The sequence below is a fragment of the Vibrio sp. Vb1554 genome (assembly GCF_033344235.1).
Genome location: NZ_JAWPOJ010000001.1, coordinates 148,631 through 165,122, shown reverse-complemented (window position 1 = coordinate 165,122; position 16,492 = coordinate 148,631). Strand labels below are relative to the sequence as shown.

At 48.8% G+C, this 16,492-nt stretch carries 10 protein-coding genes; 8 read left to right on the top strand and 2 right to left on the bottom strand.

Annotation, left to right across the window (positions count from 1 at the left end):
- The first annotated feature begins 25 nt into the window (after nt 1-25).
- The 4 genes from R8N28_RS00720 (at nt 26) to R8N28_RS00705 (ending at nt 4,003) form a co-directional block, all read left to right on the top strand.
- A complete protein-coding gene (locus R8N28_RS00720) occupies nt 26-817 on the top strand; it encodes a PhzF family phenazine biosynthesis protein (protein ID WP_065275406.1) in 792 nt (263 codons plus the stop codon).
- A 207-nt stretch (nt 818-1,024) separates the two neighbouring features.
- Nucleotides 1,025-1,975 (top strand): HlyD family secretion protein, encoded by a 951-nt coding sequence (locus R8N28_RS00715; protein WP_373924835.1) that lies wholly within the window; start codon nt 1,025-1,027, stop codon nt 1,973-1,975.
- Nucleotides 1,976-1,979: 4 nt separating this feature from the next.
- Entirely contained in the window at nt 1,980-2,906 is a 927-nt protein-coding gene (locus R8N28_RS00710) for an ABC transporter ATP-binding protein (protein ID WP_047101669.1), read from the top strand.
- Nucleotides 2,906-4,003, top strand: a complete 1,098-nt coding sequence (locus tag R8N28_RS00705) for an ABC transporter permease (protein WP_017635233.1) — start codon at nt 2,906-2,908, stop codon at nt 4,001-4,003. Before R8N28_RS00710 ends, R8N28_RS00705 begins: the two co-directional genes overlap by 1 nt.
- Nucleotides 4,004-4,112: 109 nt before the next feature.
- Here R8N28_RS00705 and R8N28_RS00700 read toward each other — a convergent pair whose 3' ends face one another.
- Nucleotides 4,113-4,484 (bottom strand): hypothetical protein, encoded by a 372-nt coding sequence (locus R8N28_RS00700; RefSeq protein ID WP_005375433.1) that lies wholly within the window; start codon nt 4,482-4,484, stop codon nt 4,113-4,115.
- 384 nt (nt 4,485-4,868) lie between these two features.
- Nucleotides 4,869-9,107 (bottom strand): formate dehydrogenase subunit alpha, encoded by a 4,239-nt coding sequence (gene fdhF, locus R8N28_RS00695; protein ID WP_065275407.1) that lies wholly within the window; start codon nt 9,105-9,107, stop codon nt 4,869-4,871.
- Nucleotides 9,108-9,422: 315 nt separating this feature from the next.
- Here fdhF and R8N28_RS00690 point away from each other — a divergent pair, with 315 nt between their 5' ends.
- The 4 genes from R8N28_RS00690 to R8N28_RS00675 all read left to right on the top strand — a co-directional run bounded on the left by R8N28_RS00690 (nt 9,423) and on the right by R8N28_RS00675 (nt 16,425).
- Nucleotides 9,423-9,845 (top strand): hypothetical protein, encoded by a 423-nt coding sequence (locus R8N28_RS00690; protein ID WP_065275408.1) that lies wholly within the window; start codon nt 9,423-9,425, stop codon nt 9,843-9,845.
- 135 nt (nt 9,846-9,980) lie between these two features.
- A complete protein-coding gene (locus tag R8N28_RS00685) occupies nt 9,981-11,372 on the top strand; it encodes a TolC family protein (protein ID WP_065275409.1) in 1,392 nt (463 codons plus the stop codon).
- A gap of 164 nt (nt 11,373-11,536) precedes the next feature.
- Nucleotides 11,537-13,255 (top strand): efflux RND transporter periplasmic adaptor subunit, encoded by a 1,719-nt coding sequence (locus R8N28_RS00680; protein ID WP_065275410.1) that lies wholly within the window; start codon nt 11,537-11,539, stop codon nt 13,253-13,255.
- A gap of 2 nt (nt 13,256-13,257) precedes the next feature.
- Complete coding sequence (locus tag R8N28_RS00675; RefSeq protein WP_065275411.1) at nt 13,258-16,425, top strand: efflux RND transporter permease subunit; 3,168 nt, start codon at nt 13,258-13,260, stop codon at nt 16,423-16,425.
- Nucleotides 16,426-16,492 lie beyond the last annotated feature (67 nt).

The following is a 16,492-nucleotide window of genomic DNA, read 5'->3' as shown; positions in this document are numbered from 1 at the left end:
ATCGCTCACGGAATAAGGAAGGAAAATGGAATTGGATATCTACGTGGTGGACGCCTTCACCGATACGCAATTCAAAGGCAACTCAGCAGCGGTGATACCGTTAGAGGAATGGCTAGCCCCAGAATTGATGCAAAATATCGCGACAGAAAACAACTTGTCGGAAACGGCTTTTCTAAAATCCATTGGCGCAAACCGATATGAGATTCGTTGGTTCTCTCCGATTACTGAAATCGATTTCTGTGGACACGCAACACTGGCCTCTTCGTTAGTTCTGTTTGATGAGTTTGGCATTAATGGCACGATTGAATTTCATACACTGGAAGTAGGAACGCTCACTGTAGAGAAGAATGCGCAAGGTAAGATCGAGATGACGTTCCCTGCTCGTCCTCCAAAAGCCGTTTCTGATATTCCCTCGGCATTAATTGAAGGCTTAAGTTGCGATGTGGAACGCGTACTGCTTAGCCCTCAAGCGTATTTCGTGGTGGTCGACAGCCAACAGAAGGTACTTGAGGTTCAATACCGTTCCGAACTTCTGAAAACACTCGCTCCTTACGATCTGGTCGTTACTGCGAAAGGCGATCAGCAAGACTTTGTATCGCGTTACTTTTGGCCTGCAAATGGTGGCGACGAAGACCCCGTAACCGGCTCGATTCACGCTGGATTAGCACCATTCTGGGCAGAAGAATTAGGCAAAACATCACTGGTTGCTTATCAAGCTTCTCAGCGCGGAGGAATTTTGCATTGTGAAGTTACTGGCGAACAAGTAAGAGTATCTGGCGACGGCGTGCTCTACATGAAAGGCAAGATTTTTGTTTAAATGATATTCATGTAATCAACTTAAAAGAGCCAAGTAAAGCACGGCTTCAGCAGGATAAAGCCAGTTTCAATAATTAATCAATTGATGAATATTGAAGGAATTAACTTCCTAGCCGGACAAAACTGACTCACGTTACACTGAATGCAGTCCCATACTCTTCTATAGCTTGATACGAGTTCGAGCTCACCTTCTTAGAGGAAGCGTCGCATGATGAAGCGAATCATTCTTGGCACCCTAGCCCTGACTCTTGTAACTGCCTGTTCCAAAGATGACGGACAGCAAGCCCTTGGCACATTAGAACGTGACCGCGTAACCTTCACTGCCACCTCTAGCGAGATAATTCGTGCCCTACCCATTAAGGAAGGCAGCCAAGTCACCGAAGGAGAAGTGCTGGTTCAGCTCGATACAAAGAACCAAGAAGCCGTTTTAGCTCACGCCGTAGCTGAACAAGCCAAGGCTGACGCTTATCTTTTAAAATTGACCAATGGTGAGCGACCAGAAGACATTGCAGCAGCGCAAGCACGCGTTGCCAGAGCGGAAGCTCAATTGGTTGAAGCGCAAAAGAACTACCAACGTAAAGCGGAGTTAGTTCGCAAGAAACTCATCAGTCAATCAGAAAAAGACACCGCTTTAGCAGCCAGAGATTCTGCCCGTGCAGAGCTAGACTCCTCACAAGAAGAGTTCAGCAAACTGACCGCTGGCTCTCGTCCTGAAGATATTGAACAAGCGAAAGCCGCACTCATGGCTGCAAAAGCCGATGTAGCACTGCAAGAACAAAAGCTGGCAGAACTCACCATCACGGCCACGCGAGATGGCTTGTTAGATAACCTACCGTTTAACCTTGGTGAACGCGTTCCTGTCAATGGCATTGTTGCAGTAATTCAAGCGAGCCGCGTCCCATACGCCCGTGTTTATGTTCCTGCCAATTATCGAGTCAACTTTGTGCCGGGTAAAACGGTTAACGTGCATGTAGATGGCGTTGAGCAACCATATAGTGGCACCGTTCGTTGGGTAGCGACTGAACCTTCATTCACGCCTTATTTCGCGCTCACCGAGGAAGAACGCTCGCGTTTGATGTACCTAGCAGAAGTCGACCTTCAAGACTCAGCGCAATCCTTGCCTTCAGGTATTCCAGCGCAAGTGGATTTGGTGGAGTAAGCCAATGACCGAATACGCTATTCAAGCTGAAAATGTAGTGAAGAAGTTTGGTGACTTCACCGCCATCAACAACATCACGCTTAATGTGCCCAAAGGCAGTATTTATGGTTTTCTTGGTCCTAACGGCTGCGGTAAATCGACAACCATTCGTGTGCTGACGGGCTTGCTTAGCCCAAGTGAGGGCAACGTGGACGTGCTTGGGCTAGAGATCCCAAAACAATCTGAGCTTCTGCGCCTCAAGATTGGCTACATGACACAAAAGTTCTCCCTATATGATGACCTGACGGTTCAAGAGAATCTTGAGTTTATTGGACAAATCTTTGGTATGGAAACCAAGGCTCTGAAAGCTCGCATCGAAGAACAACTATCCACCTACGGTCTCGACCAACTACGTAAACAGCGCGTCGGCGGAATGAGTGGCGGGCAGAAACAACGCTTGTCTCTCGCCGCAGCCACCATGCACAAACCAGAACTGTTGTTTCTCGATGAACCCACATCTGCGGTTGACCCAGAGAACCGACGCGATTTCTGGGAGCAGTTGTTTGATCTCTCTGACCAAGGCACCACAATTTTGGTCACAACGCACTACATGGACGAAGCAGAGCGCTGTCATCGTCTGGCCATTATGGAAGCCGGGGAAATCCGCGCCGATGGTGAGCCAGAAGAGCTCATGGCGCAAATGGGCGTTAACATCGTCGAAGTCAAAGCGGATAACTTACGCGAGCTTAAAGAGAAAGTCATTCAGCGCGAAGAGGTACGCTCAGCCGCACAGCTCGGCATTCGCTTGCGCATTTTAATCCACCAGCACATCGAACAACCGATCGAATGGTTAACCCAAACCTTTCCAGAGCTTGAGGGCTGCGAGATGAACATTGCTCGCCCGAGCTTAGAAGATGTGTTTGTCAGCGTTACGGGGGAAGGCCGCCAATGATGAAATCTATTGCCCGTATGAAAGCGGTGATGATCAAAGAGATCCGTCAGCTTTCACGTGACCGCATTACCTTTGGCATGGTCGTGATGATCCCGCTAATTCAGCTTCTGCTGTTCGGCTTCGCTATTAATACGGATATTCGTAACATCCCCGTTGGTGTCGTTGATCAAAGTGGCAGTACCGCCGGGCGCGTGATTACCGAGTCCGTTAAAGTAACGCAAGTGGTCGATGTGGTTGAAACCTTTGCTACCGCTTCAGAAGCCGAGCAAGCCATTCAAGACGGTTTGGTGCGAGCGGCTTTAATTCTACCTAGCGACCTAACCCAACGTATGGTGCAAGGTCGAGAGCTTGGACAGTGGATTGTGGATGGTTCAGACACCATGATCAGCTCTGCGATTCTCTCGCTACAAACCATGCCGTTAACGGATTTTGATTTTGAGATACGCCCTGCCCCAACCAAAACCTTTGAAGTTGCGCTGTATTACAACCCGAGTCGGCGCTCGGCGGTGAACATTGTCCCTGGTTTATTGGGCGTGATTCTGACCATGACGATGATCTTGTTCACCAGTGCAGCCATTGTTCGAGAACGAGAACGCGGCAATTTAGAGTTACTGATTACTACGCCAATTCACTCCATCGAACTCATGGTGGCGAAGATCATTCCGTATATCTTTGTTGGTCTGATTCAGGTGTTTATCATTTTAGGATTGGGGCACTGGATATTTGGCGTGCCAATAAACGGCGCCATTAGTCAGATACTGTTTGGCACGCTGCTGTTTATCGCCGCGAGTTTAACCTTAGGTTTGGTGATATCCACCATTGCGACGACACAGCTTCAGGCCATGCAGATGACGGTGTTTATTCTTTTGCCATCGATTCTTCTGTCCGGATTTATGTTCCCTTATGAAGGAATGCCCGTCGCGGCACAATGGATCTCAGAAGCCCTGCCTGCCACTCACTTTATGCGCATTATTCGTGGTGTGGTGTTGCGTGGTGCAGATTTAATGGAGCTATGGCGAGATACAGTCTGGTTACTTGGATTCACTGTTATCGGCCTTATTGTCGCTTCATTTCGCTTCAAAAAATCACTCGACTAATCCCACGATATTGCGTTCATTCCTTAAAAACAAAAATAGCCCCAACGAAGGGCTATTTTTTGTTTGTGTATTCATACACTGTGCTATCGAGCTCAACTCTCAGACAATATTAATAGTACTCACCGTAGGAACAATCTCGTAAATCGGAAATATTGTAGTTTTTCAAAGAGTTTATTTTAAAGTTGAACACTACCTGTTTACAGACAACGCCTTCGCGATCCGTGTACGTGATAATACCTTCACTGTACGCACGCTGACCATCAGAGGATGTCACGTCAGCAACAAGTTCCAAATGGCCCTTATGCGCGTCTACGCGATTCATCATCTCAAACACATCTACCCACTCTTCGCGATTTGCCATTTGTATTAGCATGGACTTCGCCTGTGTTTCCAACTGCTGGGGGTATACATAATAACGGTTGTAACCAAAGTATGCGCACATAAGTAATAAAACGAGTGCAAATGAGGTTGTTCTTGTCATACAAGCTTCCTCTTGTTGTTATAAAAATCTTGCTTCGTTAATTCAGTATAGGAAGCGAGCAAAGTTTAGGTTATAGAACTTGCCCAAATAACAGAGGACAGTCAGAGACAGTCAATTCTATGACAAGCTCAACAACAAACTTTATTGCACTCTCATCATGGGCTTGAACAAAAATACGCCATAGAGACAGTAAGAAGTAAGAAGTAAGAAGTAAGAAGTAAGAAAGGAAAACTAACCGGAGCGCGGTGATAACAGAAAAGTAAAAGGAGTTTGAAGAAAAAGACAATCCGAGTGAATGTAGTGAGAGCGGAAATCAAGAGTAGATTATCCGCCCATCAACTAGGCTCAAATTGTCAGTGCCCACAACAACGTGACTCGCCGAATTTAAACGTGTTGGTAACTATCTTCGAGAGACTCTGTCTGCGTTGTCTTTTCGCTCACTTCCACTTTAACCGCAGCGACCTTGAACTCAGGGATCTTCGCATGCGGATCAGTCGCTGTTGTCGTTAGACGGTTGACTGGCGATTCAACAAAGTGGAATGGAATGAACACCACTCCTTTTTGAATACGCTTAGTCACAAAGGCATCAATCTCAATGCTCCCGCGACGTGTAGATACCGTCAGACGCTGACCATTACTGATACCTAACGCTTCTGCGTCTTCCACGCTCACCATCGCACGAGGGCCAGCAAGATTATCCAACCCTTTGGTTTTGCGCGTCATGGTTCCAGTATGGAACTGCTCAAGTACGCGACCCGTCGTTAACACAAGTGGGTACTCTTCATCTGGCAGCTCAGCCGCATAACGGAACGGTACACCCACCATTTGCCCTTTACCACGAGTAAACTGGGTTTGGTGCATGATGCGAGTACCCGCAGGGTTGTTCTTGTTGCTCGGCCATTGCACACCGTTTGGCGTAATGGCATCCCAACGAAGACCCGCGTATTGAGGTGTCACTCGTGCGATTTCATTAGTGATATCAGACACGCAGTGGTAATCCCAATCACTGCCCATTGCATTGGCGATCTCTTGGATAATCCACCAATCTTCTTTCGCTTCACCCGGTGCCGTTACGACCGGATTCACGCGTTGAACACGACGCTCCGTATTGGTGAAGTGACCCGCTTTCTCAGCAAACGAGCAAGAAGGCAGAACCACATCCGCGTATTGTGCAGTCTCCGTTAGGAAGATGTCTTGAACCACCAAGAAGTCGAGCGTTTCTAAACCTTCAATCACATGCGCTTGGTTCGGGTCACTCAACACTGGGTTCTCACCCATGATGTACATACCACGAACGTCACGATGGCAAGCCGCATCAATGATTTCTGTCAGGGTTAGACCTTGCTCAGAAGGCAGATTTGGTGCGTTCCATTCAATCGCAAACTTCTGACGCACAATTGGGTTGTATACCTTTTGGTAGCCCGGGAAACTGTTTGGCAACGCGCCCATATCACACGCGCCTTGCACGTTTGATTGACCACGTAGCGGGTTGATACCACCACCTTCAATACCGATGTTGCCACACAGCAATTGCAGGTTAGCGATAGAACGCACGTTGTCATGACCTGTCGTGTGCTGAGTAATACCCATTGAGTAGTAAACAGCGGTACGATCTGCCGTGCCAATCATACGCGCCATTGCTTGAATGTCTTCAGCTTTAACGCCCGTAACCAACTCCACTTTATCGAGGTTGTAAGCTGGCGACATTACTTCTTGCAGCAAGGTATCAAAGCCGTCGACACGTTCTTCGATGTACTCTTGATCGTACCAACCGTTCTTGATGATCTGCTGCATGACGCCATTTAGGAGCATCACATCCGTACCCGGACGGTGCGCCATGTACAACTCAGCATGCTCTGCCATATCGACACGTTTCGGGTCAGCCACAATCAAACGAGCGCCGTGGTGACGAATTGCTTGTTTGATGTGTGAAGCGATGATCGGGTGCGCCGATGTGGTATCCGAACCAATAATAAAGATCACATCCGAGTGCTTAATGCTTGGAATGTCGTTGGTCATTGCACCACTACCCAGTGACGCCTCAAGACCGGTTACACTCGATGCGTGGCACAAACGCGCACAGTGGTCGACGTTATTGGTGCCCAGTTCACGACGGACAAATTTTTGGAACGCGTAGTTGTCTTCGTTGGTGGTTTTCGCTGAAGAGAAACCCGCCAATGCGTTGCTGCCAAAATCTTGCTTGATGCCAGAGAACTTGCTCGCAATCAGTTGAATCGCCTCTTCCCAACTTGCAGGCTGCAACCAACCGTCTTTACGAATCAAAGGCGTGGTAAGACGCTCTTCACTGCCGATGAAATCAAAACCAAAGCGCCCTTTCACACACAGCATGCCTTGGTTCACTGGCGAGTCACCGCCCTTCACGTAACGAATCGTATTGGTTGCTTCGTCCACGAACATAGTCAACTTACAACCCACACCACAGTACGTACAAATGGTGTCGACCGCTTTCAGATCTTCAGTACGACCCTGTGAGCGGTCACGACTATCGACCATCGCGCCCGTTGGACACACTTGAACGCACGCGCCACATTGCACGCAGTTCGAATCGCCCATTAGGGTTAAGCCATTCTTGTTACTTCCAAAGTGTGGACGGTCGTCAGGACGTAATGCAGGACGACCTTGTTTGTCGCACACAAAGTTCAGTACGCCGTGCACGGCTTTGTCACGACACGCTTGGATACACTGACCACAGCTAATACAGCGGTTGGCATCAAACTCAATAAACTCAGAGCTACGGTCAACTTCGTACTTATGACGCAAGTCTTTCGCACGAAGATCTAACCAATCTTGATGCGATTTAATCTGTAAGGAGAAGTCAAAGCTTTGCTCAGCTTCATATTCGGTGGAGTAATCACGCAGCGCACAATCGGTATTTGCCTGACAGCCACATTCAAGGCAGCGCGCCGCTTCCTTCATCGCTTCTTCGTTATCAAAGCCCAACTCCACTTCAGCGAAGCTTTGCTCGCGTTGTGCTGGAGTCAGCTCAGGCATGATAGAGCGAGCGACTTTCTGGATGTTCTCGAAGTGAAGCGGATCGACTTGAGAGAGCTTCTTCTCTTTACGCGAGTTGAACGCTGCCTTTGGCATATCCGCCATATCACCATTCAAAAACAGGTCAATCGCTTTTGCCGCAACGCGGCCATCACCCACCGCTTCAACTGCCGTTGCTGGACCACGGCGGAAATCACCAATACTGAAGATATTGCCCGTGCCGGTGTGCATGGTCTTTTCATCGGCATCAGAGGTGTTCCAACGCGTAAGCGGAATCGACAAATCTTCGCCTTCGAGGAAGCTCAGATCTGGCTTTTGCGATACTGCCGCAATCACGGTGTCGAACTCTTCGGTGAAGAACTCGCCGGTTGGTTTAGGGCTGCGACGACCAGATGCATCCGGCTCACCCAACGCCATGCGTTCTAGACGAATCGCATTCACGCGTCCGGTTTCATCGGCAAGGTTTTCTGCCGGGTTGGTTAAGAAGTGGAATTTCACCCCTTCGTGTTCCGCTTCGACAATCTCGTAGTCTTCTGCCGGCATTTCGTCACGGGTACGACGGTAAATCAACGTGGTGTCTGCACCAGCACGACGCGCAGTACGAGCACAGTCAATTGCCGTGTTACCACCACCGATCACCGCGACTTTCTGACCCGTTACATAGTTTTGCTCAGTGACGTAATCTTTAAGGTAATCAACGCCTAAGTAGCAACCTTCAAGGTCACTGCCTGTGTAATGCATTTCAACCGCTTGAGACGCGCCGACAGCTAAACACACCGCATCGTATTCTTCGCTCAATTGAGAAAGCGTGAAATCCACACCCAGCTTTTGATTAGTGTGAACTTGCATGCCATTACGGCACATCAGTTCGATTTCTTTATCGAGAATGTCTTTTGGCAAACGGTATTCAGGAATACCGTAACGCAACCAACCGCCCGCTTTTGGCATGGATTCAAAGACCGTAACGTCATAGCCTTCGTTCGATAGGTAGTAGCCAGCCGTTAGACCACCAGGACCACTGCCGACGACGGCAATGTTCAACCCTTTACTTGGTTTCTTTTCTGGTACATAGGCTTCATGCGCAGACAAATCCGCATCCGCGGCATGACGTTTTAGCTGACGAATTGCAATAGGCTCATCGACTAACGAGCGGCGACATTCACTCTCACAAAATGCCGGGCACACACGACCAATCGATAGCGGCATAGGAAGCGTACGCTTAATCACTTCAATCGCTTTTTGATGATCGTTCTGTGCGATGTGATAAAGGTACGATTGGATATCAACGCCCGCTGGACACGCGGTTTTACATGGCGCTTCACAATCGGCGTAATGGTCCGTCATGATGCGGTTGAGTGCTTTTCTGCGGTGCTCGCTTAATTGTTCTGATTGCGTGACCACATTAAGGCCCCGGTAAACTTCAAGTTCACACGCACGCTTAGTACCGCCGCTTTCGACTTCAACCACACACAAGTCACACGGTACTTTTTCATTACTTTTGTTCATTCCGCACAGCGATGGGATCTCGACCCCACACACTTTTGCTGCTTCTAAAAGGGTTAGACCCTCTTCTACAATTCTATATTTTCCATCGATGACAATTTCTATCATGCAACCCCCGCAGCAAAGCAAATCCAAATCTGCACAAGTAAAACCATGCATTCTATAAGGATAATCATTTGTAAGACAAGTTAGTGTGATGTAAAACTTATAAACCACATTTTTCACGTGTCATAAAAAGCGAGGGCTTCTTTCGCTAACTTTCAACACTCGGTATTTAACAAACGTTTTACTCCCTCGAAAGTGCGAAAACTGTAGGGTTGGACTATTTTGAAAATAAGAGTAATAAATGATTGACCTTACCCTTAGGTTAACCTTTAGAATCGAAGGGTTTTCATCATTTTCATCAAACACATGGGAAAGGGTATGCACTTAAAATCGCTGCATACAATCTGGTTAACTCTCTTCACGACGCTAGTACTATTGGTATCTAGTGTGGCGAACAGTGAGCCGTTGATGAATATTCAAATGATGTCTACTGACATGGCTCACCATCCTTCTATGATGAGTGACAGCGAACACTGCGGTATGCCTGGCATGATGGACGTCTCCATGACTGACGCTTCTATGTCCGAAGATGGCGATGCAAGAGAAACCAGCATGAACTGTGGTGGAGGCTCCGGCATGGTTCATACCTGCTGCACTGCCGCGTGTACGATAGTTTTCGTCCCCCTCCCGAATCCTGTCAATAGCCCGATGCCCGTCGTCTATCGCGCAACTATTACTCCTGAAGTTGCTTCCCCAGTCGTACACGTCAGCCGCGACCTATACCGACCTCCTATAGCCTAAATCCGTCCTAGCATTCGACCCTGCGCGTGTATCGCAGGTTGTTTTAATGCGCCTGAGCGATGAGGTAACAAGGCTTTACTGTTCCCGCAATAAAATCCGCACCTCCATCGATCCGGCGAACACTGGATTTAGATTATGGATATCAAACCATACCGCTTAGCTGCACCTATTTTTATGGTGGCTCTGGTCGCTGCGCCAACCTTGGTTAACGCCGCTGGTAAAGAGACGCACGCAGCGCAAAATTCCGCATCAAGTGAGCGAGCTTCAACGACCAAGCTTGCCCAGCTGATCAACGTCGCTTTGAGTAACGATGGCAATCGTAAGCAATACTCTGCGCAATCTGCTGCCATGCGTGAAACGGGCGTCGCGAGCGCGACCTTGATGGACCCAAAACTGAAAGTGGGTTTTGGTGGCTTGCCTGTCGACAGCTTCAAATTCGATGAAGACCCAATGACCAATATCTCCGTTGGTTTAATGCAACAATTTGAGCGTGGGTCGACGCTTGATTTACAGCAGAAGAAAGCCAATCAACAAGCTGACGGCCTTGGGCTTCAAGTCCATGCTCGTGAGCTTGAGGTAGCCAACAGCATGACTCAACTTTGGTTAGAGCTTGGTTACCAGCAACGCGCGGAGCAAATCATGCTTGAGAACCGCAAGTTGATGAAGGAGATGGAAAGCTTTATTCAAACCAACTATTCGATTGGTAAGAGTGAAGCGCAAGACCTACTCAACGCTCAATTACAAGTCAGCAAGTTGGATGAGAAACTGCAAGCCAATGCACAAATGCAACGTCGTCTTATCTCTCAACTCTCCGAATGGTTGGGTTCAGATTGGTTGGCGAATGAACAGGCTCTGCACGCGAGCAACCAACTTAATTGGGACACACTGAACGGCAAACTTGCTGCTAGTCAGGGTTCCACCAAGCATTATCAACAACTCAGCCAACACCCGATGGTTAAGATGGCCGACGTCAGCATCTCTGCCAATAAAACTCAGGTGGAAATTGCTGAGCAAGCCTACAACCCACAATTTGGCGTCGAAGTAATGTACGCCTACCGCCAAGCCGACAACATGATGGGTGAGCCAGCATCAGACTTGGTCAGCGCTTACCTAACCATGGACATTCCGTTGTTTACGGGTGACCGCCAAGATCGCAATCTTGCTGCCGCTCAATACCAAGTTGGCGCGGCACAATCACAAAAAGACACCTTACTAACGCAGATGAATGCCAAGGTGAACACTTTGCTGGTTGATCGCGGCAACTTAACCCAGCGTTTAGAACGTTATCAATCCACCTTATTGCCTCAAGCGAAAGCGCGCATTCAAGCCGTTGAGCGAGGTTATCAAAACAACACAGCGCAGTTTAACGATGTGATTTCTGCCACGACTGACGAGTTGGCTCTGCAATTAGAGCAACAACGTCTGCTGACCGATCTCAACATCGCAAACAGCAATTTAGCCACCCTACTCGGTGGTTTCGACTACCAAGTGGCTTCACCGGAAGCTCGCTCTATTTCGACATATTAATTTGTGATTCCCCAAGACAGTTGGGGCTACAGCTAGGCGGCAAACGAGAGAATCCCATGAGCACTTTCCCTAACAAACTAAGGGATCTGCTATGTGATTTGGGTGAACGAGAGCAGGCAACAACGCTGTAGCGTCAAATGTGAAGGGGAAAATAAGGTAAAACAATGAAAACATTTAAAATTGCAACCATCGCGCTGATTGTTGGTGGTGCTTTAGGGTTTGGTGCTAATCATTTTCTTACGGGCTCGACTCACGACATGAGTGCGATGGGTGGCGAATCTGCTGCAAGCTCTAATGATCCGCTTTACTGGGTTGCCCCAATGGATCCGAATTACAAACGCGACAAGCCGGGTAAGTCCCCAATGGGCATGGATTTGATTCCTGTTTACGCAGAAGACCTATCCGGTGAACAAGACGCACCGGGTACAGTGACTATTGACCCTTCAGTAGAAAATAACCTCGGGGTTAAAACCGCAAACGCGACACTACAGCAGTTATCACCACGCATCGAAACGGTTGGCTATATTGCCTTTGATGAAAGTCTGTTATGGCAAACCAACGTTCGTGTGGCGGGTTGGGTAGAAAAACTCTACATCAATGCCGTGGGTGAGAAAGTGAAGAAAGGCGATGTGCTTTTCACGCTCTACTCTCCTGAACTGGTTAAAGCACAAGAAGAATTGCTGAATGCGTACCGCACTGGCCGCAAAGGTCTTGTAAAAGGCGCGACCGAACGCTTGGTAACGCTTGGGGTTGACCGTGCTCAAATCAAATCCATTACTCGTAGTGGTAAAGCATCGCAAACCATTGAAATCAAAGCGCCTGCTGATGGCGTTATCGCGAGCTTAAACGTGCGTGAAGGTGGCTATTTGTCCCCTGCTCAAGCGGTGATCAGTGCAGGTCCTTTGGACAATGTTTGGGTTGATGCAGAAGTCTTTGAGCGTCAAGCGCACTGGATGAAAGCGGGCTCTCAAGCCACGATGACCCTTGACGCGATTCCGGGCAATGAATGGCAAGGTGTTGTCGATTACGTGTACCCAATCCTCGATCCGAAAACACGTACGTTGCGTGTGCGCCTTAAATTCCCTAATCCAGATAGCGCATTGAAACCAAACATGTTCGCCAATATTGCCCTGCAGCCTGTCACTGACGACGCAGTATTAACGATTCCTAAATCATCTGTTATCCGCTCTGGCGGTATGACTCGCGTTGTCCTGGCGGAAGGTGATGGCAAATACCGTTCTGCTCGAATTGAAGTTGGCCGCGAAGCTGGCGAACAAGTCGAAGTATTACAAGGACTTAAACAGGGCGACAAGATCGTTACTTCATCTCACTTCATGCTCGATTCTGAATCAAGCCAGTCGGCGGATCTATCTCGCATCAATGGTGTAGAAGCGGCAGCAGAAACGGCATGGGCCAAAGGTGAGATCACGGATGTGATGAAAGATCACCGTATGCTGACCATCAACCACCAGCCTGTACCAGAATGGGATTGGCCGGGCATGGTAATGAACTTCACTTTCGCAGATGGCGTTGAAATGGGTGACTTGAAAAAAGGTCAGGCTATCGAATTTGAAATGCAAAAGACGGAGTCCGGTCAGTACCAAATCGTTGACTATAAGGCAGACAACAGTGTCATTACGGCAGAAGTTTGGCTAACTGGTGACATCACTATGTTGATGGCCGACTTTGGCATGATCACCTTAAACCACCTACCCGTTGCAGAATGGAACTGGGATGCAGGCGAGATGAACTTCTCAGTGGGTGAAGACGTTGATCTATCGGGTTTTGAAGAAGGACAGAAAGTTCGGTTTCTAGTTGAAAAACAAGGATCTGACTACGTTCTTAAACAGCTAGTTCCTGCAACAACAGCCGTCGAGGGTTAATTATGATCAATGCTATTATTCGTTGGTCACTGAGCAACCGATTCCTAGTGTTGGTCGCGACCTTAGCCCTTGTATTAGGCGGACTTTACAGTGTAAAGAATACGCCTGTTGATGCGATTCCGGATCTTTCTGATGTGCAAGTGATCATCAAGACAAGCTATCCGGGTCAAGCTCCTCAAGTCGTTGAGGATCAAGTTACTTACCCACTCACCACCGCCATGCTTGCCGTGCCGGGTGCTGAGACAGTTCGTGGCTACTCCTTCTTTGGTGACTCTTACGTTTATATCATTTTCAACGATGATACCGACATGTACTGGGCACGTTCACGCGTGTTGGAGTACTTAAGCCAAGTAGCACCAAAGCTGCCACCGAACGCAAAACCAACCCTAGGTCCTGATGCAACGGGCGTGGGCTGGGTTTACAGCTACGTATTACAAGACAAAACTGGCAAGCATGATTTGGCGGATCTTCGCAGCCTGCAAGACTGGTTCTTGAAGTACGAATTGCAAACCGTTGATGGCGTTTCTGAAGTCGCTACCGTGGGCGGTATGGTGAAGCAGTATCAAGTGCAGATTGATCCTGCCAAACTGCGTGCGTACAACCTCACTTTGCAACAAGTGAACATGGCAATCCAAAACGGTAACCAAGAAACTGGCGCATCCGTTATCGAAATGGCTGAAGCCGAACACATGGTTCGTACCACGGGTTACCTAACCAGCATTGAAGACATCAAATCACTGCCACTAAAAGTCACTGAGAAAGGCACGCCGTTGCTATTAGGAGACATCGCAGACATTAACCTTGGTCCACAAATGCGCCGTGGTATCTCAGAGCTGAATGGCGAAGGTGAAGCGGTCGGTGGCGTTATCGTGATGCGCTTTGGTGAAAACGCCAGTGAAGTGATTGCGAAAGTCAAAGACAAACTCGCAGACCTACAACGCAGCCTGCCAGAAGGCGTGGAAATTGTTGCAACCTACGACCGCTCTACCCTTATCGATTCAGCGGTAGAAAACCTATGGAAGAAGCTTGCAGAAGAGTTCATCGTCGTTGCGATTGTGTGCGCGTTGTTCTTATTCCACATTCGTTCTTCGTTGGTTATCGCTCTGAGCCTACCGGTCGGCATTCTCACTGCGTTTATCGTAATGCATTGGCAAGGCATCAACGCCAACATCATGTCCTTGGGTGGTATTGCGATTGCCATCGGTGCCATGGTGGATGGTGCAATCGTGATGATTGAAAACGTTCATAAGCACATTGAACGAACGCCACTGACCGACAAAAACCGCTGGCAAGTAATAGGTAAAGCCGCAGAAGAGGTCGGCGCACCGCTGTTCTTCTCGTTGCTGATCATTACTCTTAGCTTCGTACCGGTGTTCGCCTTAGAAGGCCAAGAAGGCAAGATGTTCTCGCCGCTTGCGTTCACTAAGACGTACGCCATGGCAGCGGCAGCAGGTTTGGCAATCACACTCGTCCCTGTGCTTATGGGCTACTTCATTCGCGGTAAGGTGTTACCGGAACACAAAAACCCGGTTAACCGTGGCTTGGTCGCGCTGTACCGCCCGCTGTTGAACACCAGCTTAAAATACCCTAAGACCATGATTGTTATCGCATTAGGTCTAATGGTGTCGGCTTACTACCCAACCAGTAAACTGGGTAGCGAGTTCATCCCGCCGCTGGATGAGGGCGACTTGATGTACATGCCAACGACCTATCCGGGTATCTCGATTGGTAAGGCGCGTGAGCTTCTACAACAAACCAACAAGCTGATCAAAACCGTTCCAGAGGTGAAAACCGTATGGGGCAAGATTGGCCGAGCTGAGACCGCAACCGATCCAGCGCCACTCACCATGATTGAAACCGTGATTCAGTTGAAGCCACGCGATCAATGGCGTGAAGGGGTTACAACCGAGTCACTGCGTAAAGAGTTCGACAAGTTGGTTCAGTTCCCTGGTCTTACTAATGCTTGGGTAATGCCAATCAAAACGCGTATCGACATGCTGGCAACGGGCATCAAAACCCCTATCGGCATTAAGATCGCGGGCCCAGATCTGAAAGTGATTGAGAAGATCGGCTCTCAGCTAGAGCCAATTCTTAACGGCGTACAAGGCACGGCATCGGTTTATGCAGAACGTGTCGCAGGTGGCCGTTATGTCACGATCGACATTAAACGTCGTGCCGCAGCGCGTTATGGCTTGAGCATCAAAGACGTTCAGCAGGTGATCTCCACTGCGGTGGGCGGCATGAATGTGGGTGAAACCATTGAAGGCTTGGAGCGTTACCCAATCAACGTTCGTTACCCACAAGACTACCGTGACTCAGTAGTTAAACTGCAAAACCTACCATTGGTGACACCAAATGGCGCTCGTATTGCGCTGGCTGACGTAGCGGACATTCGTTATGAAGACGGCCCTCCGATGATCAAAACGGAAAACGCGCGTCCAAACGGCTGGGTGTTTGTCGACATCGATGGTCGTGACCTTGGCTCTTACGTCGTGGAAGCACAGCAAGTCGTGGCTGATCAATTGGAACTTCCTGCGGGTTACTCGCTGGCTTGGTCTGGTCAATACGAATACATGGAGCGTGCGAAAGACCGCTTGAGTGTCGTGGTACCAATCACCATCGCCATCATTATGCTGCTGCTTTACTTCAGCTTCCGTCGTGTCGGTGAAGTGATGATCATCATGCTTACCCTACCACTCGCTATGGTTGGTGGTTTGTGGCTCATGCATATCCTCAACTACAACTTCTCGATTGCCGTTGGGGTCGGCTTTATTGCCCTAGCAGGCGTCGCGGTTGAAATTGGGGTCATCATGCTCGTCTACCTCAACCAAGCATGGCACTACAAAAAGCTGGATGCGGAAGAGAGCCAACAGAAGCTTGAAGCGAAAGACCTAACCGATGCCATTCGTGAAGGTGCAGGCCTTCGTGTTCGCCCAGTAATGATGACGGTACTGACGGTCATTATTGGTCTGATTCCGATCATGTACGGCGAAGGTACAGGATCAGAAGTAATGCAACGTATCGCCACCCCAATGATTGGCGGTATGGCATCGGCACTGCTGCTGACACTGTTGGTACTTCCAGCCATCTTCAAGCTGTGGAAACAACGCGAGTTGCGCCAGAGCAATGCGACTAATCACCAAGCTAGTGATGTAAACAACAACGCTTAATCCCTACCTTCCCCTCAATCAATTCGTTTGGGGGGAAGCAACCAAATTATTAATGAATTAAAACAAG